This is a genomic window from Cohnella cholangitidis, from assembly GCF_014107495.1.
GTDB classification, from domain to species: Bacteria; Bacillota; Bacilli; order Paenibacillales; family Paenibacillaceae; genus Cohnella; species Cohnella cholangitidis.
In genome coordinates this window covers 2,493,641-2,520,496 of sequence record NZ_CP041969.1, presented here as the reverse complement: position 1 = coordinate 2,520,496, position 26,856 = coordinate 2,493,641, and the positions used below count along the sequence as shown (strand labels likewise).

The 26,856-nt window shown below is 50.7% G+C and carries 25 protein-coding genes; 16 read left to right on the top strand and 9 right to left on the bottom strand.

Annotation, left to right across the window (positions count from 1 at the left end):
- Positions 1–9: 9 nt before the first annotated feature.
- The 4 genes from FPL14_RS11970 (at position 10) to FPL14_RS11955 (ending at position 6,734) form a co-directional block, all read left to right on the top strand.
- Positions 10–3,141, top strand: coding sequence for a hypothetical protein (locus FPL14_RS11970; protein WP_182303149.1), 3,132 nt, complete (start codon positions 10–12; stop codon positions 3,139–3,141).
- A complete protein-coding gene (locus FPL14_RS11965) occupies positions 3,114–4,916 on the top strand; it encodes an S-layer homology domain-containing protein (protein ID WP_182303148.1) in 1,803 nt (600 codons plus the stop codon). Before FPL14_RS11970 ends, FPL14_RS11965 begins: the two co-directional genes overlap by 28 nt.
- Positions 4,917–4,987: 71 nt before the next feature.
- The gene (locus tag FPL14_RS11960; protein WP_182303147.1) at positions 4,988–5,905 is read left to right on the top strand and encodes a hypothetical protein; all 918 of its coding nucleotides are present in this window, start codon (positions 4,988–4,990) and stop codon (positions 5,903–5,905) included.
- On the top strand, positions 5,895–6,734 hold the full coding sequence (locus tag FPL14_RS11955) for an O-antigen ligase family protein (protein WP_182303146.1): 840 nt from the start codon (positions 5,895–5,897) through the stop codon (positions 6,732–6,734). Before FPL14_RS11960 ends, FPL14_RS11955 begins: the two co-directional genes overlap by 11 nt.
- Before the next feature lie 52 nt (positions 6,735–6,786).
- Here the strand turns inward: FPL14_RS11955 and FPL14_RS11950 are convergent, their stop codons facing one another.
- Positions 6,787–7,248: a GNAT family N-acetyltransferase gene (locus FPL14_RS11950; protein ID WP_182303145.1), complete on the bottom strand. Its 462-nt coding sequence runs from the start codon at positions 7,246–7,248 to the stop codon at positions 6,787–6,789.
- 259 nt (positions 7,249–7,507) lie between these two features.
- Between FPL14_RS11950 and FPL14_RS11945 the strand changes: the two genes are divergently transcribed.
- Entirely contained in the window at positions 7,508–7,852 is a 345-nt protein-coding gene (locus FPL14_RS11945) for a hypothetical protein (protein ID WP_182303144.1), read from the top strand.
- Between the two features lie 30 nt (positions 7,853–7,882).
- Here FPL14_RS11945 and FPL14_RS11940 read toward each other — a convergent pair whose 3' ends face one another.
- Entirely contained in the window at positions 7,883–8,548 is a 666-nt protein-coding gene (locus FPL14_RS11940) for an NAD(P)H-dependent oxidoreductase (protein WP_182303143.1), read from the bottom strand.
- Positions 8,549–8,660: 112 nt separating this feature from the next.
- Between FPL14_RS11940 and FPL14_RS11935 the strand changes: the two genes are divergently transcribed.
- On the top strand, positions 8,661–9,017 hold the full coding sequence (locus FPL14_RS11935; protein ID WP_182303142.1) for a winged helix-turn-helix transcriptional regulator: 357 nt from the start codon (positions 8,661–8,663) through the stop codon (positions 9,015–9,017).
- On the opposite strand, the gene FPL14_RS11930 is transcribed toward FPL14_RS11935, so the two are convergent.
- Positions 9,014–9,940, bottom strand: a complete 927-nt coding sequence (locus tag FPL14_RS11930) for a ketopantoate reductase family protein (RefSeq protein ID WP_182303141.1) — start codon at positions 9,938–9,940, stop codon at positions 9,014–9,016. The genes FPL14_RS11935 and FPL14_RS11930 overlap by 4 nt on opposite strands.
- A 155-nt stretch (positions 9,941–10,095) precedes the next feature.
- Here FPL14_RS11930 and FPL14_RS11925 point away from each other — a divergent pair, with 155 nt between their 5' ends.
- The 4 genes from FPL14_RS11925 to FPL14_RS11910 all read left to right on the top strand — a co-directional run bounded on the left by FPL14_RS11925 (position 10,096) and on the right by FPL14_RS11910 (position 14,509).
- Positions 10,096–10,692 (top strand): AAA family ATPase, encoded by a 597-nt coding sequence (locus FPL14_RS11925; protein ID WP_182303140.1) that lies wholly within the window; start codon positions 10,096–10,098, stop codon positions 10,690–10,692.
- A gap of 118 nt (positions 10,693–10,810) precedes the next feature.
- Complete coding sequence (locus FPL14_RS11920; RefSeq protein ID WP_182303139.1) at positions 10,811–11,299, top strand: cytochrome c biogenesis protein CcdC; 489 nt, start codon at positions 10,811–10,813, stop codon at positions 11,297–11,299.
- Positions 11,300–11,498: 199 nt separating this feature from the next.
- Positions 11,499–12,050 carry a substrate-binding domain-containing protein gene (locus FPL14_RS11915; protein ID WP_182303138.1) on the top strand — a complete coding sequence of 184 codons (552 nt, stop codon included), beginning with the start codon at positions 11,499–11,501 and terminating at the stop codon, positions 12,048–12,050.
- A complete protein-coding gene (locus FPL14_RS11910; protein ID WP_182303137.1) occupies positions 11,990–14,509 on the top strand; it encodes an EAL domain-containing protein in 2,520 nt (839 codons plus the stop codon). The genes FPL14_RS11915 and FPL14_RS11910 overlap by 61 nt, the downstream gene beginning before the upstream one ends.
- Before the next feature lie 58 nt (positions 14,510–14,567).
- Here FPL14_RS11910 and FPL14_RS11905 read toward each other — a convergent pair whose 3' ends face one another.
- On the bottom strand, positions 14,568–15,320 hold the full coding sequence (locus tag FPL14_RS11905) for a helix-turn-helix transcriptional regulator (RefSeq protein ID WP_324617904.1): 753 nt from the start codon (positions 15,318–15,320) through the stop codon (positions 14,568–14,570).
- Positions 15,317–15,532: a helix-turn-helix transcriptional regulator gene (locus FPL14_RS30505; protein ID WP_324617903.1), complete on the bottom strand. Its 216-nt coding sequence runs from the start codon at positions 15,530–15,532 to the stop codon at positions 15,317–15,319. The genes FPL14_RS11905 and FPL14_RS30505 overlap by 4 nt, the downstream gene beginning before the upstream one ends.
- A gap of 141 nt (positions 15,533–15,673) precedes the next feature.
- On the opposite strand from FPL14_RS30505, the gene FPL14_RS11900 reads away from it, so the two are divergent.
- Entirely contained in the window at positions 15,674–16,543 is an 870-nt protein-coding gene (locus FPL14_RS11900) for an SDR family oxidoreductase (RefSeq protein WP_182303136.1), read from the top strand.
- A gap of 37 nt (positions 16,544–16,580) precedes the next feature.
- On the opposite strand, the gene FPL14_RS11895 is transcribed toward FPL14_RS11900, so the two are convergent.
- From FPL14_RS11895 to FPL14_RS11880, 4 genes are all read right to left on the bottom strand, one after another.
- A complete protein-coding gene (locus FPL14_RS11895) occupies positions 16,581–18,641 on the bottom strand; it encodes a multicopper oxidase family protein (RefSeq protein WP_182303135.1) in 2,061 nt (686 codons plus the stop codon).
- Between the two features lie 228 nt (positions 18,642–18,869).
- Positions 18,870–19,736: a DUF4097 family beta strand repeat-containing protein gene (locus tag FPL14_RS11890; protein ID WP_182303134.1), complete on the bottom strand. Its 867-nt coding sequence runs from the start codon at positions 19,734–19,736 to the stop codon at positions 18,870–18,872.
- 2 nt (positions 19,737–19,738) lie between these two features.
- Entirely contained in the window at positions 19,739–20,287 is a 549-nt protein-coding gene (locus tag FPL14_RS11885; protein WP_182303133.1) for an HAAS signaling domain-containing protein, read from the bottom strand.
- A 73-nt stretch (positions 20,288–20,360) separates the two neighbouring features.
- Entirely contained in the window at positions 20,361–20,732 is a 372-nt protein-coding gene (locus FPL14_RS11880) for a PadR family transcriptional regulator (RefSeq protein WP_182303132.1), read from the bottom strand.
- Positions 20,733–21,037: 305 nt separating this feature from the next.
- Between FPL14_RS11880 and FPL14_RS11875 the strand changes: the two genes are divergently transcribed.
- From FPL14_RS11875 to cyoC, 5 genes are all read left to right on the top strand, one after another.
- Complete coding sequence (locus FPL14_RS11875; RefSeq protein ID WP_182303131.1) at positions 21,038–22,519, top strand: ABC transporter substrate-binding protein; 1,482 nt, start codon at positions 21,038–21,040, stop codon at positions 22,517–22,519.
- Positions 22,520–22,657: 138 nt separating this feature from the next.
- On the top strand, positions 22,658–22,894 hold the full coding sequence (locus FPL14_RS11870; RefSeq protein ID WP_182303130.1) for a hypothetical protein: 237 nt from the start codon (positions 22,658–22,660) through the stop codon (positions 22,892–22,894).
- A gap of 360 nt (positions 22,895–23,254) precedes the next feature.
- Positions 23,255–24,235: a ubiquinol oxidase subunit II gene (gene cyoA, locus FPL14_RS11865; protein ID WP_182303129.1), complete on the top strand. Its 981-nt coding sequence runs from the start codon at positions 23,255–23,257 to the stop codon at positions 24,233–24,235.
- A gap of 20 nt (positions 24,236–24,255) precedes the next feature.
- Positions 24,256–26,226: a cbb3-type cytochrome c oxidase subunit I gene (locus FPL14_RS11860; RefSeq protein ID WP_182303128.1), complete on the top strand. Its 1,971-nt coding sequence runs from the start codon at positions 24,256–24,258 to the stop codon at positions 26,224–26,226.
- On the top strand, positions 26,226–26,855 hold the full coding sequence (cyoC, locus tag FPL14_RS11855) for a cytochrome o ubiquinol oxidase subunit III (RefSeq protein ID WP_182303127.1): 630 nt from the start codon (positions 26,226–26,228) through the stop codon (positions 26,853–26,855). Before FPL14_RS11860 ends, cyoC begins: the two co-directional genes overlap by 1 nt.
- The last annotated feature ends 1 nt before the right edge of the window (position 26,856 follow it).

Below are 26,856 nucleotides of genomic sequence, written 5' to 3'. Positions count from 1 at the left end.
GATGTATCGATGAGGAAGAAGCTGTTAGCCATCATCATGCTTATTAGCTTATTGATTGGCGTGGTGTCTCCGCAAGCGGGTGCGGAAGCAATCTTAGCTCCGGGAGCGGTCGATTTATCGGGAAATCTAGTGGTCCCGCCGGCGGATGATCAACAATTGCCTTTGCCGCAACAAAGGACAAGCGTAACCGCGGCAACATATGGCGAAATAACGATAGGGAGTATCGATGGATATCAATTATCGCGAGGAGAAGCAATGATAATAGATAAGGGTGACCCATATGCTATAGGTCATACTTATCTTTACCTGTCTAACGGTAAGCTACCCCTGCGTCCGGAATCGATCCTCCCTGCAAGTCAGTACTCTATCTATTTGAAAGCAAGCTTTGTAGGAAGCTTGTTGAACGATGAAATCGTTTATCTCGATAAACTGGAATTAACCGGCGAGCAGTTATTAAACATGCGGAATTGGCCAATTGCCGCGGATTCCGTTGAAGTGACGCCGGACGTATCCACTCCTGGTGATCTAACGAATAAATCGATGAACGTTCAGTTTGAAGACCCGCAAACTAACCTGATTGGAGTGGTGTATAACCCCTCCATCCAACCGAACGTGAAAATTTTAATGAAACCGGGTACATTGCGTTATAGCTTTTTCGGGAAGAAAAACGATACGGGTTACGTGATCCAGAAATCGGCGGATGTTCAAGGTCCTGCCCGGTTAGCCGTTGCCGCATCGGATCTAAGCGCGGCTGTCGAGCTTACGCTGCCTTCCGGTAGCGAAAACGTTCGAGTGTATTCGAACTCGAATCCTCCTGCTTTCGACGGGATTAATAAACTGGTCTTATCCAAGTCGAACTATAAAATTTATCTTTCAACGAGACAAAGCGCGTCAAGGATCATGGAATGGAACGCGAGCATGGATGTTTCAGCGCCAAAACGACTGAATTTATCCGATGCGATCGAATTGGAATTCAACAATCTGTATGCCACGGATAAGCAACTGAGTTCTTCGGTAATGGCGAAGAGCGGAGACTTCTATCTGGGCAACGTATATGATTTGGTTAACGGTGTATTACAACCTCAAATGACTTCGAAATTTATCATTAAAAACGAAGCGGGAACGAAAGTTCATGAGTTTGCTGGAACAGGACATGAGTGGGCTCACGTTTTCGCGAATTTGAATCCCGTTTTGAAGTCGGGCAAATACTCGCTGGAGGTTTCCGCGACCTATCCAGGGCGGACAACTCCGTTAGCAACTTCCCGAGATTTCATAATCCGATATATGGACGAGCCTAATACGAATGGATTGGTCATCCGAGCTCAAGACGAGACTGGCCAACCTTTACAGAATGGACAAGTCTTTCTCTATGAAAAGCAACTTCCCCAGCTTTATGAGGCCAATAACGGCGTGACGGATTATTACACGGTTCAGAAATACGACGCGAATGCGACGGAGCCTGGCAAGTTATTCATCCCTAGCGCTCAACTGTTGCCGGGTACGGAATACGAGGTCGTCGTTACGGGCAGTAGTTCAAACGGGCAGGGGGGAGGGGTGTATTACCATCAGTCGGTGACTTCCGGGCAGACGAGCTTGGACTTCGCGGGCAGCAACTTGAAGAAGATCACTTACGCGGCGGGGCCGGCGCAGGTCGGAGACTATTTGAATGTAGCGATTAAAGAAGTCGGAAAACAATATTTGACTTGGCCGATAGCGGTACCTTTTAATAACCAGCATCAAGCCGTTGTTTACGTTCAAACCAATGATAACGTATTTGCTTACGGATATCTGTATCCTTCCAACACAGCTGCAGGATATTATTTGGAAAACGAACGTTCCATGGTCGCGGCCGGAAACCAGTCGGCTGATCTAACCGCTGATTTGGTTGAAATTACTCCTCCGGGAGGGTATGATAACCCGGCGATTAAAGTTCATTGGAGCTCGGCCAGAGCATCTTGGTTTGTTCCGAGAGGAACAAACGTATCGTTGGATTACTCTGTTTCCAAAGACGGGTATCGCTATGCATTCGAGAAAGTATTGAAGGCAAACCAGAATACCCAATTATCGTTTCAAAAGAATCTAACCTCCAAAAGCGACGATTTTCATGTTTGGGCAGGTCATGTGAATCAGAGCATTTACAGTAATTTCTACGACGAACAGGACAATATGCTTTATGAAGTGGAAAGAGACGTACAAAATTTAAATGAGCGGCGTTTGTCCGAACAACCTGCCTTTCAAGTGCACGGTCCTGAAGGAACGGTAAGCATGTCCGTTCAAAATACTGGCCAAGGCATCGTTTACCGCGAGATTTCTGCAAACGGGGCTGCTTTCACGCCCGGAACAGGTGCAGGGGGTGGAGCCGGTGCGCAAACCCCTCTATTAGAATATCAGCTATACGATACGCGTAATCAACCGGTAGGCAATAGATGGCTTACGGATATCGGGAGTCGAAATAATTGGAACGCCCCGAATGTACCGGGAGACTACGTCATGAAGCTTGTAAAACAAAATTTCCCTGAGAATGTCGCTAAGCTTTCCAGCGACATCAACATTCATGTCTCCCCGGACAGGATAACGAATGTGTTAAAGATTCCATTAGAGATACCGTCAGGTTACGCGCTTAGCGAATTGACTTCGAGCGCGGAAATGCGTACGCGAACGGGCGCGGACATCGAAGTTCAGCATATCAGTATAGATTCATCGGGTAATTTGAGCATATACAGCAAAAGCGAGATCGTTCCGGACAAAGAATACGTCATTCTTATGGCGGTCGTATTAAAGAAAATCGGAACGAATTCAGATCGTACCATGTATTACAATCAGCTTCGCCTTAAAGGCAGCGAGCTATTGAATCTTGCTCGGATAAGCGTGCCGTCGGATCTTGTCAAGGTTCGGCCTGCTTTCACGAATGTTCCGCGCGACGTGACTCAAGCCTTGGCGCAGTATATGATGCCGGTAGGGGGTTACGGTAAGGACTTCAATATTTTCAGTGCTTATCCTAGTTATGAAGGTCTCAAATTGGTTGCCGGCGAGTTGCTGACATCTCCCGGAGAATTCATGGTTAACGTTACGGGGACGAACAGTTCGACAACGGGATATAATTATATAAAAAAATGGCTGTCGATTCTGCAGGGCGCGTAGTCACGGATATTGATGTTGAGCCGCATAAAGTTCAATTCAAGAACGCGATTCCGTTTCTTAGCTTCTACAGCCTTTACGGTGAGAACGCGGTAACCCTGAATGCGGGATATTCCAATTTTGACAAGCGCATGCTCAACAAAGCTTATGTATCCGCAGGGAATCAGAAGCTCGCGTTTAACACGTACGAGGTTCCGAATAAAGAAGTGCCTTGGTCGTATTATTGGGAGACTAGAGGACAAATCAACATTCAAAGCGATGTGGTCCTTGATTTCGATGGAGAAGTGAATAGGAATACTTCTTCGCTAAACGTGGAACGAACAACGCAAAACGGACAAACCGTCCTCTTCATCCGACCGGAAATCGTTAGCGGGGATATGAAGTTAAGTTCTGTTTCCGTTGCCGCCGACGGAAACTACGCATATTCAACGCCAGGCAAGGTGGTTATTAAGAACCGGGATAACCAGACGGTGTACGCCGGTCAAACCAACGATTGGAATGAAGGTTTTACGGTACAGAAACAACTAGTGAGCGGAACATATACCCTAATCTTCAGTCTGCCGTTAGGTCCGAACAAAGAGGTAGTGCTGACCCAATCGATCTTGGTGCCGGGTGCAGGCGGCGGAGGCGGTGGTGGCGGAGGCGGAGGCGGCGGTGTACAAACTGCCGAAGCCGATGACGAGAATACGCAACGTCTAACGAGCAAGGATATTCCTGCCGCGATAGACGGCAAGGTAGCTCTAGAAGCGGCAGCAGGGAAGCAAAGGATAGTGTTGCCTGCCACTATCGTCGGATCGATCGGAACGAATCGTTTGGAAGTCAAACTCGGAAGCGCGGTCTTCTCCATTCCTTCCCGGGTGCTGTCTCAACTATCGAAATTGGTTAGCTCTAATCAACTAGCCGATGCCGATATTGCGCTGTCGGTCGTACCGGTTGCGGTATCCGATCTTGACGTTTCAAAGTCTTCGGTTCTCAGCGTTGAAGCATCGGGCGCGATCTACGAGGTTAAATTGCTCATCACGACTAAGGACGGAGTGACAAAAGAGCTTACTCAATTCGAGGCTCCGATCACGTTAAGCTTTACGGTCAATGCCGATGCGAACCGTCGGCTAACCGGAATATACTACATTGCCGATAACGGACGATTGGAATATATCGGCGGGAAGTGGAACGGTAACCTTCTAACCGCCGAAGTCAACCATTTCAGTAGATACGGGGTATTGGAAGTTCGGAGGAACTTCTCGGACGTGAGCTCGAAGCACTGGGCGTACGACGTTGTTCAGGAAATGGCGGCCAAGCAAATCGTGAGCGGGGTGACGGATACCGCATTTGCTCCTGAAAAGAACATAACGCGCGCCGAATTTGCAGCTCTAATAACGAAAGCGCTAAGTCTGAAGTCAAATGATGCGGTTACTTTCAAGGATGTATCTTCTAGCGCTTGGTATGCGAGCGCGGTCGCCGCAGCTTATGAGAAGGGTATCATTAAAGGCGTGAGCGATAATCGGTTTGCTCCTTTGCAGCAAATTACCCGAGAAGAAATGGCTATCATGGTCATGAATGCATTCAAGGTTGTGCAACAACCGGACGCCTCGGGCGAGAAGTCGAACTACAAGGATTTCGGGCAAATTAGCAAATGGGCGCAATCCGCGGTTACGGAGGCTACGGAGATCGGTCTTATGAAAGGGCACAAAGGAGCGCTTTTCTCTCCGAAAACGAAAGCAACTCGTGCGGAAGCCGTACAAGTCATCTCTAATTTGTTAAACGAAGTATCGAAATAAACGAAGAAACGAGAGACCCGAGAAATCGGGTCTCTCGTTCACAACACATATGGATAGGACTTGACGGTACAATGAACAATGGGATTAAGCTTCCATGGAATCGGCAACTATGTTTCTATCTGGTAGGCTTATTTATCGTATCTGGTCCCCTCATGCATGGATTGTTTTTTGAAACGGAGTATTTGCTTGCGGGAATCGTCGCTTTTGCGGCGTTAGGTTTATTTGCGTACAAGGAATTTCCCTCGAGAGATCCCATGCTCTATTTGCTCTTGGCTTACTCTGGGGTTTATTTGTGCAGCATCGTTTATGCGGTCAACATGCATGATGCTGTACTAGAAGCCGTTAAAGCATTGCTAATGATCCCGCTATATTTAGCCCTTAAGCAGTTGATAGAGAAACATTTCGGGTGGATAGATCATTTACTGCTAGGTTCCGTGTTCGTGGCGGTCATTATCGGAATTTTTGCCGGTCAGTTCTATGAAGGGCGATTAACGGGGCTAGTTGATTACGCGAACGCTTTTGCTATTTTACTCTTAGTCTCGATAATCATTAGTCAAGTTCAGTACGTCATCAAACCTAATCGGATTTACCTCGTATACCACTTGGCTTCGGTAACGGCCTTGTGTTTGACCCAATCTCGGACTGCCTTTTTACTATGGATTGGAAGTCAAATCGTGCTTTATGTCTTTGTCGGCAGGAAGCGTCATGAAGCATGGATTCGCGCATTATCTTGCTCTTGCTTGGGATTGATTGGTGCGATCGCCTACGAGCAATCGGTATGGTTATTTCTAGTGGCTTGGGTACTGAGCGGACTATACTTGTGGATCGGCGTTAGAGCATCGGGCAGAACGTTGACAATCGTCATTTGTGCGATTGGAGTCGCCGCGGTTGCGGCCGTTAGCGCGCTCCTTTCTACCGGATTTTTGTCTAGATGGCTTATGGTCGGAATATCGGTGTCCGAATTGGCAGTCTCGGCTTGTGTATTATAGCGACGCGCTGTCCATGTCCAAGGATTCGTTATGGTTCGGGTATGGAGGCGGAGGGTGGTCGCAGCTACAGTACCGATATCAAACCTCGGACTATTTCGTACGTTATATTCATAATCATTTCCTTCAGGTCGTTACGGACGTAGGTTTGATTGGGGCGGCTGTTTACGTAGGCGTCGTTGTTCTGTTGTTATATCGGAGCGTTTATGAACTAGTAAGCGGCAAAGGAGATAAGCGAGTTTTCCAGTGGGGCAGGGTGTGCATCTGCTTTGCGCTCGTCGTTCATAGTTTGGTGGACTTTACGTTCTCATATCCCTATCTATTGGGCTTATTCCTGGTGTTGGGGGTAAAGAGATCGGCAAACGAATCGGAAGCGACTGTATCCGGGCAGGTGATTAAAAGGTTCAAAGTACCGTTGGGCATATTGTCGGTACTCATAGCGGCGATCATCGGGACATTGTTTTTGTCGTCCTATTATTTTAAAGCTGCTTCTAAGGCCTTTCAGGAGAACCGGCCTGCGGATGCCGTGACGTTATTTGATAAAAGCATAAAAACGGCATTGTTCGCGGATCAAGCTCATGATCAGAAGGGGAAAATATATTTTAAAGGCTACTTGCAAGGGAATGATCAACGGTACCTTGCCGTGGCTGAAGAGGAGAATCGCCTTGCGTTACAAACCAACCCCACGAATATTTGGTATCGTAAGTTTCAAAGCGATATTTTATGGGAGCAAGGTTCGAGAGGGCAGTCGTTGAGTATGTTAGAAGAGTTAGTGGAGGAGAATCCTTACCGGGCCCGTTGGAGGGAGGAGCTACGGAAGAGGGGGTCCTAACCAATCGTTTATAATAGAGTAAAAAGAGACTGCCAAGGCAGTCTCTTTGCGTTTAAGCTAAAGTCTTCTCGAACACGACCACGTCGAATCCGTCGATGACGGTCGGCCCTTTCTCGATATATCCGTTCTTCTCGAACAATTTGTGCGCTCCGTACTGATTGTGCAGCGCGTCTAAATAGATTTGGGCGAATCCGAGATCCTTGGCGCGCAGCTCGAGCTTGTTTAATAGCAACTGGCCGTAACCTTTCTTCTGGTGGCTTGGATGGACGCGCAGGCGTTTGATTTCGGCCGTGTTGTCATTTAGTCTCTTAAGCCCGCCCATGGCGAGGATGTTTCCTTTAATGTCCGTACCGACGACGAAGTCCCCGCCATCCTGAATGTACTGCTCCTCGATATGAAAAATATCGTGGTAGTGTTTATGGGTAGGTTCCACTCCTGCCTCGGAGATGACTAGTAGGTGGATTCTCCATACGTGATCGTGGTCCGCTGTTGAATAACGTCTGATTTTAATCATGTTACATTCCTCCTTCGCCATTCGATGTTTGTGTAATATAAACTAACACAAATTATCGTAAATTCCAATAAAGATGATACATATTTTAAATCAAAAAATGATTTTATGTGATGAATTATTACATATAATAGAATGATGGATTAATGATGTCGGTGTTGTTGAATGGTTTCGAAGAGGAGAGTTGAATGTGTTAAGATCTGGTTATGGAATAGGGGAATGGGGTCGAACATTCAGGTTGTAAGAAAAGGGGTTAGCGCAGATGGGGTTAAATAAGAAACTGGTCGTGAAGAGCGGAGTCGGCAGGGCGTTGCTAGATACGTCGAAGCAAGGTTGTCAACTCGCGTTGGAGCCGTCGGAACGCGGTTGGACTATGAAGATAGGGAACGTCGGGAAGGAGCTGGCCGAACAAATAGAAGGTTTGGCGCAAGAAATCCATTGTTTCTATTACGAAGATGACGAAGAGCGGCAGCATCACTTCAAATGGTGGTTAAGCGATCCGGACTGCCCGGTTATCGCGTACGAATCGGGTGCGAATAAGCTTACGATCGAAGTGTCCGAGCGTATCGGATTCACCGTTGATAGTTCCGAACATGGTGTCAAATAAAGAAGAAGGGCGGATAACCGCCCTTCTTCTTTATTTCCATTCCACGATTTCGCCGAGCTCCCGTCTCGTCTTAGGGCGAGGCTCCCGAACCCGGTAGCCGAAAGCGACCATGGACACGAGATGGAATCGCTCGCCGTCGTTGATTCCTTCTTCGCGCAAGATCCGGTCTACCGGATCTCGCTCGAAGCCTTCGATCGGGCATGAGTCGATGCCGATTAACGCGGCTGCGGTCATCATGTTACCGAGCGCGATATAGGTCTGTTTGCCGGCCCAATCCTCCACCGCGCCTTCGCGTTCGAGCAGCTTGAAGTCGGATTCCAGAAATTTACGGAATACGCGGCTTTTGTTGGCGGCGGCATCGGGCGGCAGCTGCTGAACGTTCTTCATTATCGATTGAATGTAATCCGAATCTTCTAATAGCTCCGACTTCTTCCTTGCGAGAATAAGGATGAAATGGCTGGCTGTCGGAAGCGTGCGCTGCGCTCCCCAAGTGTGCGCGCGGAGCTTCTCGCGGATGTCCGGATTTTGCAAGACGACGAATTTCCATGGCTCGAAGCCGTACGAGCTAGGCGAAAGTCTTGCCGTTTCGAGAATGAAGGCGAAGTCTTCGTCCGCTATTTTACGTTCCGGATCGAATTCCTTGCAGGCGTGGCGGAATAAATACGCGTTTAATATTTCTTCTTTCGTTTTGGCCATGTTCGGTATTCCTCCTTCGTGGATTTCATTGTATAACTAAGGGGTAGGATTGAATAGTACGCACATTTATGTGATATAGTATCTGTTTTTATACTTAAGGAGGCGTTCGGATATGGACGATAATCAGTGTAGCTACGAAGCTGTGGAGGGGAAAAGGGGGAAGAAATATACGTGCTCCGTCGGAGCGACGTTAGATGTCATCGGCGGCAAGTGGAAGGGAATCATTTTATTTCATTTACTGGAAGAAAAGAAGCGGTTTAATCAGTTTCGCAAGCTGATGCCGGGCGTTACCCAACGGATGCTAACGCTCCAGCTCAGAGAGCTGGAGGCAGACGGGATCATCCATCGGAAAGTGTATAGCGAGGTTCCGCCCAAGGTCGAGTATTCGCTGACGGAATTCGGAATGACGCTATCCCCGATTATCCAGAGCATGAAAGTGTGGGGCGACGAATACGCTAAACGAATTTAACTCGAAGCCGTCGAACGGGACTTCGCGTAGATTGCAAGGCGTTGATAGATGACCTCTATTAAAGGGATCTCGCAATCATGCCGCTGAGCCAGCTCCACGAGATACCCTTGAATATGGTCGGCTTCCGTCGGAAGTCCTTGGGTGAGGTCCCTTAACATAGAGGATGTGCTCCGTGCGGACATTTTACTTACCGTCAGCAGCTGTTTGTCGATGAAATCGTCGCTCAACGTTCCTCCTGCCTTCCTGATGACGTTAACTGTTTCCGTGAATGCGCGTTTAAACGTGTCCATCCCTCGCGGCGCCTCGCGAATGTCGCCGACGGGCGCTTGGAATAAAGTCGTTAATCCCGACAAGACGTTAATGAACGCGTATTTTTCCCATAGATCGCGCTCGATGTCCGATTTCTCGGCGAACAGCGGGACGGAGGACAAGACGGCTCTCGCGTTCTCGTATTCGTGATCCGCGAAGTTGCGGAATCGGCCATATGTAAATAAGTGATGAGGAGTCATGTGATGGATCGCCCCGTCTTCTCCTAACGTAGCTTCGATCCGCGCGACGCCGCCTAACAGGGGTTGTCCGGGGTAAGCGTCCATGATTTGCTCCATGTGCTTCATTCCGTTCAGGAAAGGCAATATAAACGTACGCGAATGCAAATATGGACGTAGTTGAATAAGGACTTCGGGAAGTCCGTACGATTTGGAGGCGATAATCGCCAGATCGAAAGGTCCGCCGGGCTGACCGCTCGTTAATAGCGGAGGATGACCGCGATAATCGCCTGCAGGGCTTCTCACGACAAGTCCCGTCTCTTCGAGCTTTCGTTTTCTGCCCTCGCGCACTAGCAAAGTGACATCCAGCCCTGCTTCTAACATTCGCGCGGCTATAAATCCTCCGATTGCTCCCGCCCCAACGATAACTGCCTTCATATGTCGGCTCGCTCCTGTTCTCTTGACTGATTCTTTGCCTTCATCATAACGAAATCGAAAGCCGGCCCGCAAGTTGGAGGGTTAAACCTTTTGCGGTCGGAATTCGTTATTTGGGTGAGCCGTCCTTTCTATTTCGTTACCGAGGTGACTATGCAGTGATCATTTGGATTAATGGCGCGTTCGGTGCCGGCAAGACGCAAACCGCGTACGAATTACATAGAAGACTCGAGCGTTCTTACGTATACGATCCGGAGAATGCGGGTTATTTTATCGGAAAGAACGTCCCTAAATCGATCTGCCAAAACGACTTTCAAGACTATTCGATGTGGCGCGAATTCAACTATTCCATGCTGAAACATCTTGACCTGGAGTTTGGCGGAGTCATTATTGCTCCTATGACGGTAGTGAGCCTGCAATATTTCGATGAAATCGTGGGGAGATTGCGGAAGGGCGGGGTTGTCGTTCATCATTTTACTCTATGCGCTTCTAGGGAAACGCTGAAGAAACGGTTGAGAAGCCGCGGGGAAGGGGGCAAGTCGTGGGCTGCCGAACAAATGGACAGGTGCATCGAGGGGCTGTCCGACGAAGCGTTTCAACATCATATCGATACGGACGATCGGTCGATTTCGGACAATGCCGAGCTTATTGCCTCTCTCTCGAACCTAGAGTTGTTGCCGGATAATAGAAGCATGGCGAGAAAGGCGTTGGATCGCTGGATTACGCAAATCAAGCATATCCGGTTCTTCGGTTAAAGGAAGAAGCTTGTCGCTATTCCGTGACTTTCGTTAACGCCGGAAAATGACGATAGTCACTAACGGGGATACATGATTTCCTATATGCTGAATGTATTCCAAACAAGAGGTGAACCACATGGATTACTCTGTATATATGATTGCGATATTGGTTGCGGCACTGGTTATCTGGCGCAGAGCCCGCGGAATGTATCGGCCTATTCGAGGGAACGGATCCCGTTTAATCTGGCCTATGCTGTTCCTGATCCCCAGCCTGTTGCTTATCTTCGGTTCGAAAGCGCATGCCCCTGCGTGGGAATGGGGTGCGGCGCTCGCGATCGGATGTCTGCTCTCCGTGCCTCTTATTATTACGACCAATTTCGAGCGTCGGGACGACCAACAAATTTACGCGGTGAAAAATATAGGTTTTTTCGTTTCGTTCCTTGGGGTATTGGTGATCCGTTTCCTGCTTCGGGATTACTTGAGCTCGTTGGATCAAGAGACGATGGCGGCCTTATTCATGACGGTCTTGGTCGGGTATGTCGTTCCGTGGAGGACGGTATCCTATCTTAAGTTTCGCAAGTTGTATTTAGACGGGGAGAAGAAGATCGACTTCGTCTCGAAATAAATATCCGGAACGCATATCATATGACGTGTTCTCTTGAGACATGAAGCCCTCCTAGCGAGGGTTTCATGTTTTTTTCGGATTATGGAAGGTCGATAAGAGGAATTCAAGGAAAAATGTTGAAAATTGTCTTTACACAGGTTTGCTTGTTACCTACATACAGAAGGCAGGGAGCATCATGGTTCAGGGTAAGAGGATAGGTGTGATCGCACCTCACTTGGACGGAGAGTATTACGGAAGGCTCTTGCCTTACATTCACGAGGCGGTTCGGGAGAGGCAATCGCAGCTGTTCGCCGTGCAGGTCGCGGATGAATATTTGGGGATTACTTCGCTGGAAGAGCCGATTGCGTTCGAGCTTGTCGATGCGTGGATATTAATACTGCCCTCCGCAAGCGCTTCTTTTCTTGAGTTGCTTGGCAAAAGCGACAAGCCCTTCGTCTGCGTGGGCTTCCAATCTCCTTACGCGCACGGGCAATCCGTTCTCGTCGATAACCGCGTGAGCATGGAGGCTGCGGTCGACCATCTCATCGATCATGGCCATCGGGAAATCGCCTTCATCGGTAACTTGGATCAATATGATTTGCATGAACGATATCTTGGGTATCGCGATGCTTTGGAACGTCGGGGATTGCCGTTCGATGAGCGGAGAGTCGTGAAATCGTACGACAATCTGGTGGAGGGCGCGTTCATGCCGTGGAGAATCTGCTGCATGACGGAGTTCCCTTCACGGCTATCGTCGCGGGCACGGACTTGAACGCGCTCGGAGCCATCGATCACCTGCAATCCAAGGGTTATTCCGTCCCGGGGGATTGCGCCGTGATCGGATTTGACGATATTCATCAAGCGGCGGTGAGTTACCCGTCGTTGACGACGGTACGGCAGCCTTTCGAGGGCATGGCGCGGGATGCTGTGCGCAGAGTGTTCGATGCGTTGGACGGGCGGACGGCGGGGGGCGAGGAGTTCATTCCGGCCGAATTCGTCGTCAGGTCTTCTTGCGCATGCCATGAGAGGCTGCAATTCAAGACGGCAGACGATTTCGACCACTATTTGCGCAGTTTATCCGAGCTGAGAGCCTCGCTGCATAATGTTACCGTCAACAATTACAAGATGACCCGCGGTTTGATAATCGCGACCAAAGAAGAGAAAATACATATTTCCGATCTGTTCTGGAATTTATTGCACTGGGGCTGCTTAGCCTTGTGGGAAGAGGCCGAGGACGGTCAAAGGCATCTGGTCGTGCGGCAAGTATTCAGCAAGCACGGAGATCCCGTGCCGCCGGAAGGGGAGAAGTACCAACTCCACAGCTTTCCTCCAGTGGATTACCTTCCTCCGGGTACCCGACCCGGGGGAGAGGATGTCATCATCTTGCATCCCGTCAAGTCGGAGCTTCAGAATTGGGGATATATCGCGCTCGTAGGGCCGCTCGATCCGCTGAACAACTTCGTCGCCAACGATCTGTCCCGTCATAGCTTCACGATTCTTGCCGTTGCTCTTGAACGGGAGCTGCTCTTTCAGCAAGTCAGATCGATCGCCGAGAAATTGGAAATCGTGTCAAGGACGACGAACGACGGCATATGGGATTGGGATCTGACGACGAATAAGATCGATTGGAACATTCGCGCGCACAAAATATTAAGCGGATCAACGGCGAAGTTAACGGCAGATCCTAAATCGTTCGTGGATCTTGTTCATCCGGACGACCAGCAGCTCGTCAGCGCCGCATTCGCGCCTCCTTATAAGAAGGATCAACCGCTTCAACTGGAATTTCGGATTCGCGGCTTGGAAGAGCAATTCTTATGGGTATTCCTGGCGGGGGACGTCGTATGGAGCGCGGACGGTCAGGCGATGCGGATCATCGGATCGTTAACCGATATTACGGAGAAAAAAGCGAACGAAGCCAGAATCACTCAACTTGCTTATCAGGACGCTTTGACGGGATTGCCTAACCGGCTGTTGTTCAAGGATCAGCTTCAAGCTGCGATGGACGATCGGTTGCGCGACGGGAAAAAGCTTGCCGTCATGATGATCGATCTTGACCGCTTTAAGATCGTCAACGATACGCTGGGCCACCAGACGGGAGATTTGCTGCTGCAGCATGCGGCTGTTTCGTTGAAAGAGTGCGTTGGGGACATGGGCATTATCGCGCGGCTGGGCGGAGACGAATTCATCGTATTGTTGTCTCCGATCGAAGGGGTAGACGACGTTAAGAGAGTGTCCGACCGGATGCTTCGGCTGTTGACGAAGCCGTTTCTCTTGGAGGGGCGGGAGTTTTACTTGTCGGCAAGTATCGGGGCTTGCATGTACCCCTATGACGGAACCGACGTCGATTCTCTTATTCGATTCGCGGATTTGGCTATGTACCATACGAAGGAAAGCGGCGGCAATCGCCTCGAAATCTACACTCCTGCTCTCAGTTCGAAGCAGGCGGAAAGGTTTAATATGGAAAATGGCTTAAGGTACGCGTTGGAACGCAAGGAGCTTATGCTCAATTTTCAACCGCAGGTGTCGCTGGCGACGGGGAAGGTCTACGGCGCGGAAACGCTGCTCAGGTGGAATTCCCCGGATGGCCAAACGATACAGCCGGGCGAATTCATTCCGTTAGCGGAGGAGACGGGGCTCATTATCCCGATCGGGCAGTGGGTGCTGGAGCGGGCTTGTTTGGAATGCAAGCGTTGGATTCACGCGGGCATGCCGTCGTTGGTTATTTCGGTCAATATTTCAGCGCTGCAGTTCCAGCAAGACGATTTCCCCGAATTGGTTCGCCGGGTGCTCAAAGATACGGGGATCGAGCCGTATAACCTCTGTCTGGAGATCACCGAGCATACGGCCGTGCAGAACATGGAGCACAGCATACGAATGCTGGGCGAGTTGGTGAAGATCGGGGTCAAAATCGCGATTGACGATTTCGGCATCGGACAATCCTCGCTTCTGTGGCTTAAGAAGCTGCCTGTCCATATCGTCAAGATCGATCCATCTTTCATTCTTAATATGATAGAGGATTCCGACGACGATGCGATCGCCAAGGCCGTCATCGAAATGTCCCACAGCTTGGGCTTGTCGGTTACGGCGGAAGGAGTAGAGACGGAAGGACAACTGCAAAGGCTGCAGCAGCTGCAGTGCGACCGAATTCAAGGTTTCTTCACGGGCCGTCCGATGACATCGGATCAATTCATCGCCTATTTCCTGGAGATCTCCAGCTGGATGGACGAATAGCGAAATCGTTGAAAGGGGAGAGGAGCCGTAAGGCTTCTCTTTTTTTAGTATATCCTCCTTATCCGTCCTCATATAGCGAGGCAATCGCTTTGCTCTCCTCGCATATCGCTTCCCGCAGTCGTTCGGGGGCGATGGCTTGGGCGGAACTGCCTAACCCGAGCATGATCTCGCAGGCGGACTCCAACGTCTGGAAGTTTACTTCCGCTTCGATCCATCCGTCTTGATCTAAATCGCGATGGCTTATGACTTTCGCGTATTTGGCTTGATTGAATTTGCTCCAGCTTCCGGAACGTATTCGTACTTGCGCGGGATAGCGGGGAAGGTTGGCTTTGAAGCTAGCGGTCGAACGCTCCCAGTAGTCCGCGAGATCGAAGGGGACGGGGCGGTCGAATGTCTCGTCAAGCCTATCGGCGTGCTGCAAGCGGGAAATCCGGAATGTTCGGATTTCTTCTTCCGTTTGGGCGACCATATACCATACGCTCATCTTCGCTACCAAACCTAGCGGGCAGACGATTCGCTCGGTGGCCGTCGCGGAATCCCAACCGAGGTAGGTTATTCGTAATTTGCGCTGCGCCCATAGGGACTCCTGCACCGTTTGCAAATGCGAGCTGCGCGAGGGGGTTGCGGAGTGCCAGCCTGCTCCGTCTACGTGGATGCGTTCCCGGACGTATTCCGCGTCGTTCCTTACGGTTGTCGGCAGCGCCGATAGCAGCTTGCGGAACGCCGTTTGCGCCTGGTCGTTCAACCCTAAGTCCCTCACGACGCTCGAAGAATGCAAGAGCATGAGCGAGCGGATTTCGTCGATCGTCATTCCCGTAATTTGGCTGCGGTAGCCTTCGGATAACGTCCAGCCGCCCTTGGGGCCCGTTCCGCGTATACGGGAATGCCGGCCATGCCCAAGGACTCCATGTCGCGATGGACGGTCCGTTCCGAAACTTCGAGTTTCAGGGCGAGCTCCTTGGAGGATAATCGGCCGTGAGTCTGCAGCAGGGATAAGATCGCAAGCAACCGATCCGCTCTCATAAAGTTGCCTCCTTGAATGGTTGATTACATGTTCCAGTATACCATTTATATATGACAGAGGTTGTCATCTATCCGATGTACGATTAAGGGGCAGTTGGCAACGCCGATGGCATTATTAAAAAAAAGAGAAGGAGTGTTGGCATGAAACCGTTAGAGGGAAAAGCAGCGGTTGTGGCAGGAGCGACAAGAGGGGCGGGGCGTGCGATCTCGATGATGTTAGGCGCAGCCGGCGCAACCGTGTATGTAACGGGGCGCAGCGTGCGAGGGGGGCCCTCGGATATCGGTCGCGCGGAAACGATCGAAGAGACGGCCGAGCTAGTGACCGAACAAGGGGGCCGGGGGATCGCCGTTCGGGTCGATCATACCGAGGAGTCGCAGGTTAAAGCGCTTTTTGATAAGGTGAAGCAAGACAGGGAAGGGGGATTGGATATCCTCGTTAACGATGTGTGGGGAGGGGAGAAGTTATCCGAATGGGGAACTCCGTTCTGGGAAGGTTCGCTGGACAAGGCGCTGCTCATGCAGCGGCGGGCGGTGCATTCCCACATGATTACGAGTTATTATGGCGCGCCGCTTCTCGTAGCTAAAGGTAAGGGGCTCGTCGTGGAAGTAACGGACGGCTACGATTATCGATATCGCGGAAACCTTCCTTATAGCCTTGCTAAAGTTTCGGCCATCCATATGGCCGAGGCGCTAGCGGCGGAGCTTCGGCCGCACGGCGTTGCGGCGGTATCCGTAACGCCGGGGTTTCTTCGGTCGGAGGAAATGTTGGATCACTTCGGCGTGACGGAGGAGAATTGGCGCGATGCCGCGAAACAGGATCCTCACTTCCTGCAATCGGAAACTCCATACTTTCTCGGGCGCGGAGTGGCCGCGTTGGCGGCGGACCCGGACTTGTTGGGCAAATCCGGCAAAGCCTTCACTTCATGGGGGTTATCCGATGAATACGGCATCTCCGACATGGACGGAAGCCGTCCGCACTGGGGACGGTATGCGGCGGAGCAGGGGTTCTAAAATGAAGTAAATTTCTTGACTTGCTCCTGCTGATCGTTTACTCGGGATGATTGCGAGATTCCGATCCTACCGTGTAAGGGGTGGAGATTCCTTCGTACATGAGATGCATGGACATGCCCGCGGCGGCATGCGTCAGATTGTGGCAATGGTCCATCCAAAGTCCGGGGTTATCGGCTATGAAGGCGACCTCGTAAGTTTCTCCGGGTTGGACGTCCAGCGTATCGGAATACCAGGGACTGCCCGTCGACGGTTCGCCATCGCGAGACAATACGAGCATATGGTGGCCGTGCAAGTGCATCGGATGATCGACGGCTCCGCGGTTGTAGATGGTCGTTTTCACGAGATCGCCCTCTTGAACCATGAACATAGGCGTATTCGGAAAAACTTCGCCGTTTATCGTGTACAGGGAGCTGAACTGGCCGTTGTAGAAGCTGAGCTTGTTGTCTAAAATGAGCTCGAATTCGCGATCGAAGTCGCTATTCGCATCGATAAGAGTCCCGGTTGGCGTTCCGTACGCGAGGGGATCGAAGGGGGCGGTAACCGGAATATCGGGAATATCCCCCGATCCGTCTCGACTGAGAAGGATGCCGTGGTTCTTGTTGCCGCCTACGCTTAGGAAGACGGGGCGGTCGGGCATGAGGAACGTAAGATCGGCCCTTCCGCCGGTCGTTAGCGTAATATGCGCGTCCTGCAACTCCTCCGGCTCGTTCAGGTTCGTTCCGTCGATGGCGGCAACTTGGAACGGCGTGTTGACCAGCACGTATTTTTGCCGAATCCAATCCTGGGTATTAATCAGTCTAAGGCGTACCGGCGTTCCGGGCGTTACTTTCTTGCGCTGCACGCCGCTATGGTCTCCGACCGACATTCCTGCTCCATCCCATACGTGCGTAATGACGGTTATGTCTTCCTCGGGTGATTGAGCCGGCGTTGCGGGATCCACGATCAACGTTCCGAACAATCCCCTCTTCACGGCTTCTTGAGACTCTTGGTGCGAATGGTACCAGAATGTTCCCGTTTGCTCGGCAACGAACCGATAGACGTGACGTTCTCCCGGATATATCGCATCTTGCGTAGCGCCGGCTACTCCGTCTTCGGCATTAGGGACATCAAGCCCATGCCAATGAATCGTAACTCCTTCCTCGATATCGCCGTTAATCAACGTGACTTCAACCAATTCTCCTTGCCTCATCCTGAGTTCCGGACCGGGAATTTGTTCGTTGAAGGTCCAGGCGTCGACCTTCTCGCCGGAGCCTAAAGTAACGGTTTTTTTCTCCGCGGTTAACGTGAACTTCCGATCCGGCGTTCCATCCCTCGGGCCTGTGAGCATGGCGACGGACAAATCTGCCTGAGCATCGTGCCGAAGCTCCGGGCCACCGCCGAAATCCATCGGTCCTTCCGCCATGTTAAGTCGGCCGGGCAATTTGCTGTTATGATACTCGACCATGAGCGCGAGGGAAGCTATTCCGGCCGCGACGAAGAAAATACCTAATCCTTTAAGGAATCTTCTGCGCGGATTGAAGGGAAAGACGGCATCCGGAAGACCGATTTTCCGTAAACGGCGCTCATGCGCGTACCACAGGGCTGCGGAAGCGGCTAACCAAACGAGAATCGGGATAATCGAATTCGACGCTTGTAGCGGCACGGGCGTTACGAGCAGGTAGTAGAGAATCGTGGCGGCCCCGAGCGCGGAACTCTGAAATGGAACGATGATCAGCGGATGCGCGGCTTGTCGTCGGATTTCTGCGGGAAGGGGCGCGCCGGTCGTTCCGCGCGTTACCTTTCGCAGCTTCCAAAGTCTTGGCATAGTTAGCAACCACAAGCCTAATAAAGGTACGATAGCTAGAGGCAAATGAAGCAAGACCCGGTCTTCCCAGAATACGGGATCCATAGATGCCGTCATTCTAAGCGTGGCAATAATAACCGTGGCCGCGGGCAGGGTGACGTATGCGCTCCAGACCATCTGCTTGCGGGTTTTGCGGCTTAACCTCTCGACGGAGCCGCCGTAAAGCAAACGGGAAGCTTTGCTGCCCGCAATCCAGGACAAAACGATCGTAAAAAATACGCTAGCGTAGATGATGCCGGTAACGATAGAGAACAAAGGGGTAACCTCCTTGATAGTGTCCGCGGCTCTCGATATGAATCACTTGTTATCATCCTAACCCCGGAAGGGAGATCCGGGTAACCGTCCGAAGTTTGGAATGCAGCCTCGACTAAAGTAGGAGGACGATCCCCGCCTTGCAGCGCGATAGCGAATTTCGTCCATAACGAAACACGCCGTATCTCTCATCGGTTAAGAGAAAATACGGCGTGAATGGTATTCTGTCGTTTACTGTTGCTGCTCGATTTTAATATTCCCGCTGTCCGCCCTGACTTTTACGTAATCCGTCGTTTGTCTTGTCGATTCCGGAGCTTTAATGTTCCCGGAGTCGACCTTCAAATCGTAGAATCCCGCAAAATGGGATGGAACCTGAACGTAGACGTTGCCGGAGTCCGCGGTAATGTCCGTATTGGCCGTGTCCAGCTTATACAATTTAATCGAACCCGAATCGACGGATAGATTGCTAGGCCCCGTCATTTTCTCGAGCTTGATGTTGCCGGAGTCCGCGGAAGCCGATACGCTCGCCGTCACTTCGCTGCCGTTGATATTCCCGGAATCGACGTCGATATTCAGCTTGTCGCTCTTGAACCGGTTAAGATAAACGTTGCCGGAGTCCGCCGACAAATCCGCTTCCGATATGCGGGCTAATGCCGCATCGGTGATGTCGATATTTCCGGAATCGAGCTCGATCTTCAGCGACTCTAGAAGGGTATCGTCCGTTACGGAGATGACGAGCTCCTCTTTGGCTTCGGCGAAGCTAAAGTCGAAGAAGTTAATGTATTTTTTGGGCGTGCGGGTCAGATCCAGCTCAAGACTCTGGTTCGTAATCTCGGTTGATTTCGCTTTCTCGATCATCTTCTCCGTGCCTCGGCCGTTAAGTTGAATGGAGTTTTGGCCGTCGCTGCTTTTCGTGAACGTAACAACGACGTCATAGTCGCTTTCGATGTCCAGGTTACGCAGCTCCGTCGGAGAGAAGGTCCATGTCTTCTCGAACGCGTGGAGGTTTTTGTCATGCGAATTCCAATCGTAGCTGAGCGCTCCCGCGGCTCCTATTAGGATGAGGCAAAATGCGGCGATGTACCACAGTTTTTTCATGATTACGATCTTCCTTTCCATGTATTGACGTTCCATTGGTCGTATTTCGCGGTGATTAGGATAAGCCACTTGCCGATCGTGCGCGTCCAAGCGGCCATGAGCATGCCGATTCCGAGCATTCCGATCGCGAGAAACAATTTAAGATTCGTGTATTCGTTGTACAGGATTTGTTCCAACGCCAAGGCGATCGGCGAGATCAGTCCCGCGATCGCGGCCGCGCAGAAAGCGGCGAAAACGGACCACAGCAAGGCGAAGACCGGAACCGCGAATATGAGATTCGTAAAGAAGAGCATAATCGTCACTGCGATAGTCCGTGGAGTGTCCCGGCGTGAAGGGGTCCAAGGCGGAGGCGGCAGAAAATCGGGGCCGACGACTTCTCTCGCCAGCGCCAGCGGATCTCCTAGCTCTCTAGCGATCTCGTCTTCCGATTTGCCGTGCTGCTGGCCGTAAATGAAATGCGCTTCGTAATCGCGCAACAATTCGTTTCGTTCTTCCGCTGGCAACGCTGAGAGGTAATGTTGAAGCGTTGCGATAAATTCCTGTTTATTCATGGAATAATCTCCCTTTCCTTTCGTTCATTTTAGCTTAAGTGCTATCCGCGCGATAACCGACGGGAGTTGATGTTTAACCCCGACTTAAGGCGGGGGCAAACATGAAACGGTCAAGATTGGCTCTGGAACTCGCCTGTTCGATCAAGTTGGCTACGTTCCGCACGAAGTCGTTCCAGGCTACGATTAATTTTTGCGAGTATAACGCCCCTTCGGGGGTCAGTTTGTAATACTTCCGAGGAGGGCCTTCGCTCGACTCCTGCAGGTAGGTGGTGCAATAGCCGTCTTTGACGAGTTTGCGGAGAAGGGGGTACAGGGCGCCTTCCGCGACTTCGATGTGCTGCGAAACCGCTTCTGCAAGCTCATACCCGTAACGGTCGTTTTTTTGAATGAGCACGAGCACGCACAGTTCAAGCACGCCTTTTTTGAATTGGGTGTTAATGTCCACGGTACTTCCTCCGATCTGTAACTGTTTTTGTATGGTTTACTCAGTACTGAATAATGGATAATAGCTGCTTCTGCTATAATTTAACACACGGTACTGAATAATGCAAGGTACTGTTTGAAAAATATTAATCCTTAGCGCGGCGCCTAAATTGTTCCGCTTAATGGATTGTTAAGGTTATCTTAAGAAACTTCCGTTCCCTTTCATGGTACAATATGTAAACCTTTTGGCTGATTTTAGGGAAAAGGAGGTTTGCGAGACTTATTTTTCAGGATCGATCAACAACAAATGATTAAGGATGTGTACATATGCGTTCCAATAGGTTTGTTTACATGATGATAGTGTCGGTAATGTTAGTGGGTTTGCTCGCCGGTTGCAGCGCGGGCGGGAACGAATCGAAGGAAAACGTCAAAACCTCTCTTAAAGTCATGCATTACGATGAAAGAAGTTTCTATCAACAATACGGTATGTTGTTCTCCACGCTATATCCGAATATCGAGATTGAAGTGGTCTCCACGCAGAGCGTTCCTTACGAAGAAGGCAAAGACATGCAGAAAGCGATACAGGAGTTTATTGCCCAGGAGAAGCCGGACGTTCTTATGCTCAGTACGGACGAATACTCCCGGATGTCGAGCGAAGGCAAGCTGTACAACCTGGAATCCTTTATCAAGAAAGATAAGTATGATTTGGAGGGCTTCGCTCCGGGAGTTATCGAGTACATCAAGCAGCAAAGCGATGGAATCCTGTACGGATTGGTTCCGGAATTTTACAGCCAGGCGATCTACTACAACAAGGATTTGTTTGCCAAGCATGGCGTCACGCTACCCGAGGATCGAATGAGTTGGGAGAAACTGTTGCAGCTCGCGGCGAGGTTCCCGACGACCGGCTCGAAGGACGATCGGGTCTACGGCTTGAAAGTAGGTTACCAGTCGGACCTCTACCAGCTCGGAATGATGATCGGATCGTCGCAAGGGTTAACTTACATTAAACCGTCGTCCATGCAATTAATGATCAATTCCGATTCTTGGAAAACGGCTTTCGAGACGGCGAACACGGCGCTTAAATCCGGGTCGTTATACGTTGAAGATCCGAATCAGATGAACGGAGGATCGTCTTCCTATGAAGACTATCTCTTGAGAGATCCGTTCATCGGCGGCAAGGTTGCTATGGTCATGGAAGGCAGTTATTTAATGAACCAGATCAAAGAAGCGAAGAACGTACTTAAAGACAAAGGCAAAGGCGTGCAAAATTGGGATCTCGTTACGGTTCCGGTTAACCCGCAGACTCCGGACGAAAGCACGTATATGTCGCTTAACCAGATTTTCGCGATCGACGCGAATACCGCCAACGCCGATGCGGCATGGAAATTCGTAAGCTATATTAACGGCGACGACTACGCGCGGGTGACATCGAAACTTCAGAACGGCAGCTTCCCGACGAGGACGAAGTATCTCGACAACGGAGACGGGCTGCATATGGAAGCTTTCTATAGCTTGAAGCCGGCTCAGAACAATATGTACAAGGATTTCGATAAGATTCCGCAACAGTTCTACATGAAATTCGATGGGCTGACACAGCAAGAGTTTCAGAGTGTTAAGGACGGGAAGACGACCATCTCGGAGGCGCTTGATCGTTTGCAGACGAAAGGTCAACAGATGCTGACGGAAGAAAGCGAGAAAGAGGCCAAAGCCAAAGCGACTGCCGGGGAAGCATCCCCGTCGCCGTCCTCGTCTCCAGCTGCGGAGCAAACCGAGGCCGGGGCGTCAGCGGCCGCCGCTTCGGATAAGTGACTCCTTTCCGTGGAGCGCAGGCGACTTTAAGCGAAGTCGTGCCTAATTTTGTCGAACATGTGAATTTAGTCTTTGATTTGTCACAAGTCTGTGATAAAATGTTCACATATAGCGCTTTCACGGAAGGGGTTTTGCCTCATGAAAAATAAAGAAATGTCTCGCATGTTGAAATGGGTAGCTATGATCGTTCTTGGAGTTGGCATTCTGTGCTGTCTTTTGAACATCGCGCAGTTTAACGACCGCAACCTCGGTTTGATGGTCGGTATCGGATTTCTGATCGGCGGCAGCCAAATCATGCTGTTCGGCGTCATCGCTCCGCTGATGCAGAAGAATCAAGAGAATTCCCAGGCAACCGCTACGGAAGAAATGGCCTAAGTCATATATTGCGATGAAATAACCGCCTTGCAGAACGCGTTGTTCTGTCGAGGCGGTTTTTTCGTGCGGAAAAGTAAGCGAAGAGAAAAAAAAGGGGGGGGCTTGGGCGGGCTTCCCTTTTTTTGTGTCGTTTTTGCCGGTCAGTATGTAATAAAATTCACAATTCGTCTAAACGGTGAACAATGTATTGCGAATTTTCAACGTTTATTTGTCTCCTTTGTTAACTGTGCGGAACATCACTTCGATTTCTGATATGTTGAATGCATCAAAGGAATACTGCAATTCGTTATTCATGGGCGGCTGGTAATCCGACATGATTCGCGGGTAATGTCGAGTAGCAAGAAGATGGGGGAGATGGAAATGAAGAAAGGGCTTCGGCGCCTAACGGCAGCTCTATCGCTGATCGCGATGACAATACTCATGACGGGCTGCGCGGATAAGATTCTCGTGCTGAATCCGAAAGGCGAAATCGGCAAACATCAATTGGATCTGATTATTATCTCTACGGTACTTTGTTTGGTCGTAATCGTGCCGGTATTGATTCTTACCTTCTATATTGTATGGAAATATCGTCACAATTCCAAGAAAGCGACCAAGTACGAGCCTGAATGGGAGCATAGCACGAAGCTGGAAACGATCTGGTGGGGCGTTCCTATTATTATCATCGTGATTCTTGGAGCAATAACGATTAAATATACGCATATGCTTGAGCCGTCCAAACCGTTGGAGCATGAGGCTAAACCGATCGTCATCCAAGTCACCTCGCTCGACTGGAAATGGTTGTTCCAATATCCGGAGCAGGGGATCGCAACGGTCAATTACATTCAATTCCCCGAAGACGTGCCGGTGCAATTCCAGCTTACTTCGGATGCTCCGATGAACTCCTTCTGGATTCCGCAGCTCGGCGGACAGATCTATACCATGTCCGGCATGGCGATGAAGCTTCATCTTATCGCCGAAGAGCCTGGTTCGTACATGGGCATGGGCGCCAACTTCAGCGGACGCGATTTCGGCAAGATGGAATTCACGGCGAAGGCGACATCGCAAGAGGAATTCGATGCGTGGGTGCAGCAGGTCAAAGATTCGTCTCCTGCGCTTACGACGGAGGGATATGAGCAGTTGGCCATTCCGGGCGTGTCTGAAGTAGAGACGTTCTCGTCGATACCGGAGGGGCTGTTCGAGAAGATCGTCAATAAATACGGTGCGCACAACAATCATGGTTCGGGTCATGCCGAACCTTCCGATAGCGCGGGCGACAAGAAAGACGAGGGCGCGGCCGGGCATGAACACGAGAATGCCGAAGCGTCGTCGAATCACGAAGGCCATATGGGCCATGAATAAGCAGAAAGGATGGTGCCGGCATGTGGGACAATATTAAGGATTTCGCCTCGGAGTTTTTCGTAACGGGCGATCCGCTCATCTATGGAGCCGACGTTTCCATCGCGCTCACTCTCATTGCGGTCGTTGCCGCATTAACCTATTTCAAAAAATGGACGTGGCTGTGGAAAGATTGGTTGACGACCGTCGATCATAAGAAAATCGGGATCATGTACGTAATCGCTTCGTTGCTGATGCTTTTCCGCGGCGGAGTCGATGCTCTCCTCATGCGTACGCAGCTAGCGGTACCGGATATGGAATTCCTGTCTCCGGAACACTATAACCAAATCTTTACGACGCACGGGGTCATCATGATCTTGTTCATGGCGATGCCGCTTATGTTCGGGTTGTTCAACTTGGTTATTCCGCTGCAAATCGGGGCGAGGGACGTCGCGTTCCCGTTCCTGAACTCGCTTAGCTTTTGGTTGTTCTTCTTCGGGGCGATGCTGTTCAACGTATCGTTCGTCATCGGAGGCTCTCCGGACGCGGGTTGGCTCGCTTATCCTCCGCTCTCCGAGTTATCCCATAGCCCCGGCGTAGGACAGGATTTCTACATTTGGGGGATTCAAATTTCGGGGATCGGGAGCTTGATGACGGGGATCAACTTTATCGTTACGATTCTCAAAATGCGCGCTCCCGGCATGAAGCTGATGAAAATGCCGATGTTCACTTGGTCGGTGCTTTCGAGCTGTTTGACGATTATTCTAGCTTTCCCGATTTTGACCATCACATTGGCGCTTTTATTTATCGACCGTTATCTAGGCGCTCACTTCTTTACGTTGGATGCCGGCGGAAATCCGATGATGTACATCAACTTGATCTGGATGTGGGGTCATCCGGAGGTTTATATCGTTATTTTGCCGGCGTTCGGGATTTTCTCGGAAGTCGTGGCCACTTTCTCGAAGAAAAGGCTGTTCGGATATAAGTCGATGGTGTTCGCTCTCATGAGCATAAGCATCGCTTCGTTCTTTACCTGGGCCCATCACTTCTTCACGATGGGATCCGGAGCGAACGTCAATGCGTTCTTCGCGGTCACGACGATGATTATCGCCATACCGACCGGGGTCAAGGTGTTTAACTGGCTGTTCACGATGTATCGCGGCCGATTATCTTTCCCGACTCCGATGCTCTGGATGATCGGATTCATTCCTTGTTTCGTAGTCGGGGGGATGACCGGCGTATTGCTATCGGTCGCGCCGGCGGACTTCCAGTTCCATAACAGCTACTTCCTTATCGCCCACTTCCATCAAGTACTTATTGGCGGAGTCGCGTTCGGGTATTTCGCCGGATTGTACTACTGGTGGCCTAAAGTGTTCGGATTCAAACTGAACGAAAAAATCGGCAAATGGGCTTTCTGGTTCTGGAACATCGGATTCTACGTTTGCTTCATGCCGCAATACGTCCTTGGTTTGATGGGGATGACTCGCCGCGTAAGCACCTATGGGTGGGACAAAGGCTGGTACGAGCTCAACCTGACCTCGACGATCGGCGGTTTCTTGATGGGGATCGGCTTCCTGTTCCAAGTATGGCAAATCTTGCACAGCATCAAATTCATGGAACGCGACACGACGGGAGATCCTTGGGATGGCAGGACGCTCGAATGGTCCATTCCGTCGCCGGCTCCGATGTATAACTTCGCTACGTTGCCTAGAGCGGACGAGAAAGACTCGTTCTGGGAAGAGAAGCAGCGCATCGCGCAAGGGGGCGCGCCTAAACCGCAGCCTAAGATCGAACCGATTCATATGCCGAAAAACTCGGGAATTCCGTTCATTATGTCGGCTTTCTTCTTCGTCGCGGGATTCGGGTTCGTGTTCGATTGGCTGTGGATGGCCATTCCGGGACTTATCGGCGTAGTCGTATGCATGCTCGCTCACTCGTTCAACTATAAGACCGATTATTATATCCCGGTCGATGAAATCAAACGCACGGAAGCGGCGGCAAGGAGGGTTATCTAATGGCGAGTTCGGGAAAACCTATTATTTCCGCTCCGTCTCATGACGCCCAGCATGGGCATGAGGAGCATCACGATCTTGAAGGGCTCCGTATGATGGGCTTCTGGATATTCCTGATTACGGACTGTATTCTGTTCGGTACCTTGTTCGCGACTTTCGTCGTGCTAAGCGATAGTACGGCCGGCGGGCTTACGGGGGCGGATTTGTTCGAGATGCCCGGCGTAATCGCCGAGACTTTCATCTTGCTGACAAGCAGCTTCACGAGCGGATTGGCCGTTCTGTCGATGAACAGAGGCGATCGCAAAGGATTGATCGGATGGTTGATCGTAACCGTGCTGCTCGGGGCTTCTTTTATTACTCTTGAAATTACGGAATTCGTAACGCTGGTACATGAAGGCGCGGCGATTTCCACGAGCGCGTTCTGGTCGGCATTCTATACGCTTGTAGGTACGCATGGACTTCACGTATCGATCGGTCTCGTCTGGATGATCGCTATCATGATACAGTTAAGCCGTCACGGCATTAACTCCGTCACACGGCGCAAAGTGAATGTCGTTAGCCTTTACTGGCATTTTCTCGATGTCGTATGGATCTTCGTCTTTACGATCGTATACCTGATGGAGGTGATGTAAG

Excerpts from the sequence above, each read along its gene's own strand:
- cyoA (WP_182303129.1), top strand. The coding sequence starts at position 23,255 with ATGAAGAAAGGGCTTCGGCGCCTAACGGCAGCTCTATCGCTGATCGCG.
- FPL14_RS11875 (WP_182303131.1), top strand. The coding sequence starts at position 21,038 with ATGCGTTCCAATAGGTTTGTTTACATGATGATAGTGTCGGTAATGTTA.
- FPL14_RS11885 (WP_182303133.1), bottom strand. The coding sequence starts at position 20,287 with ATGAATAAACAGGAATTTATCGCAACGCTTCAACATTACCTCTCAGCG.
- FPL14_RS11970 (WP_182303149.1), top strand. The coding sequence starts at position 10 with ATGAGGAAGAAGCTGTTAGCCATCATCATGCTTATTAGCTTATTGATT.
- cyoC (WP_182303127.1), top strand. The coding sequence starts at position 26,226 with ATGGCGAGTTCGGGAAAACCTATTATTTCCGCTCCGTCTCATGACGCC.
- FPL14_RS11935 (WP_182303142.1), top strand. The coding sequence starts at position 8,661 with ATGGACGATAATCAGTGTAGCTACGAAGCTGTGGAGGGGAAAAGGGGG.
- FPL14_RS11960 (WP_182303147.1), top strand. The coding sequence starts at position 4,988 with ATGAACAATGGGATTAAGCTTCCATGGAATCGGCAACTATGTTTCTAT.
- FPL14_RS11900 (WP_182303136.1), top strand. The coding sequence starts at position 15,674 with ATGAAACCGTTAGAGGGAAAAGCAGCGGTTGTGGCAGGAGCGACAAGA.
- FPL14_RS30505 (WP_324617903.1), bottom strand. The coding sequence starts at position 15,532 with ATGAGAGCGGATCGGTTGCTTGCGATCTTATCCCTGCTGCAGACTCAC.
- FPL14_RS11905 (WP_324617904.1), bottom strand. The coding sequence starts at position 15,320 with ATGACGATCGACGAAATCCGCTCGCTCATGCTCTTGCATTCTTCGAGC.
- FPL14_RS11930 (WP_182303141.1), bottom strand. The coding sequence starts at position 9,940 with ATGAAGGCAGTTATCGTTGGGGCGGGAGCAATCGGAGGATTTATAGCC.
- FPL14_RS11890 (WP_182303134.1), bottom strand. The coding sequence starts at position 19,736 with ATGAAAAAACTGTGGTACATCGCCGCATTTTGCCTCATCCTAATAGGA.
- FPL14_RS11870 (WP_182303130.1), top strand. The coding sequence starts at position 22,658 with ATGAAAAATAAAGAAATGTCTCGCATGTTGAAATGGGTAGCTATGATC.
- FPL14_RS11965 (WP_182303148.1), top strand. The coding sequence starts at position 3,114 with ATGGCTGTCGATTCTGCAGGGCGCGTAGTCACGGATATTGATGTTGAG.
- FPL14_RS11860 (WP_182303128.1), top strand. The coding sequence starts at position 24,256 with ATGTGGGACAATATTAAGGATTTCGCCTCGGAGTTTTTCGTAACGGGC.
- FPL14_RS11940 (WP_182303143.1), bottom strand. The coding sequence starts at position 8,548 with ATGGCCAAAACGAAAGAAGAAATATTAAACGCGTATTTATTCCGCCAC.
- FPL14_RS11950 (WP_182303145.1), bottom strand. The coding sequence starts at position 7,248 with ATGATTAAAATCAGACGTTATTCAACAGCGGACCACGATCACGTATGG.
- FPL14_RS11945 (WP_182303144.1), top strand. The coding sequence starts at position 7,508 with ATGGGGTTAAATAAGAAACTGGTCGTGAAGAGCGGAGTCGGCAGGGCG.
- FPL14_RS11920 (WP_182303139.1), top strand. The coding sequence starts at position 10,811 with ATGGATTACTCTGTATATATGATTGCGATATTGGTTGCGGCACTGGTT.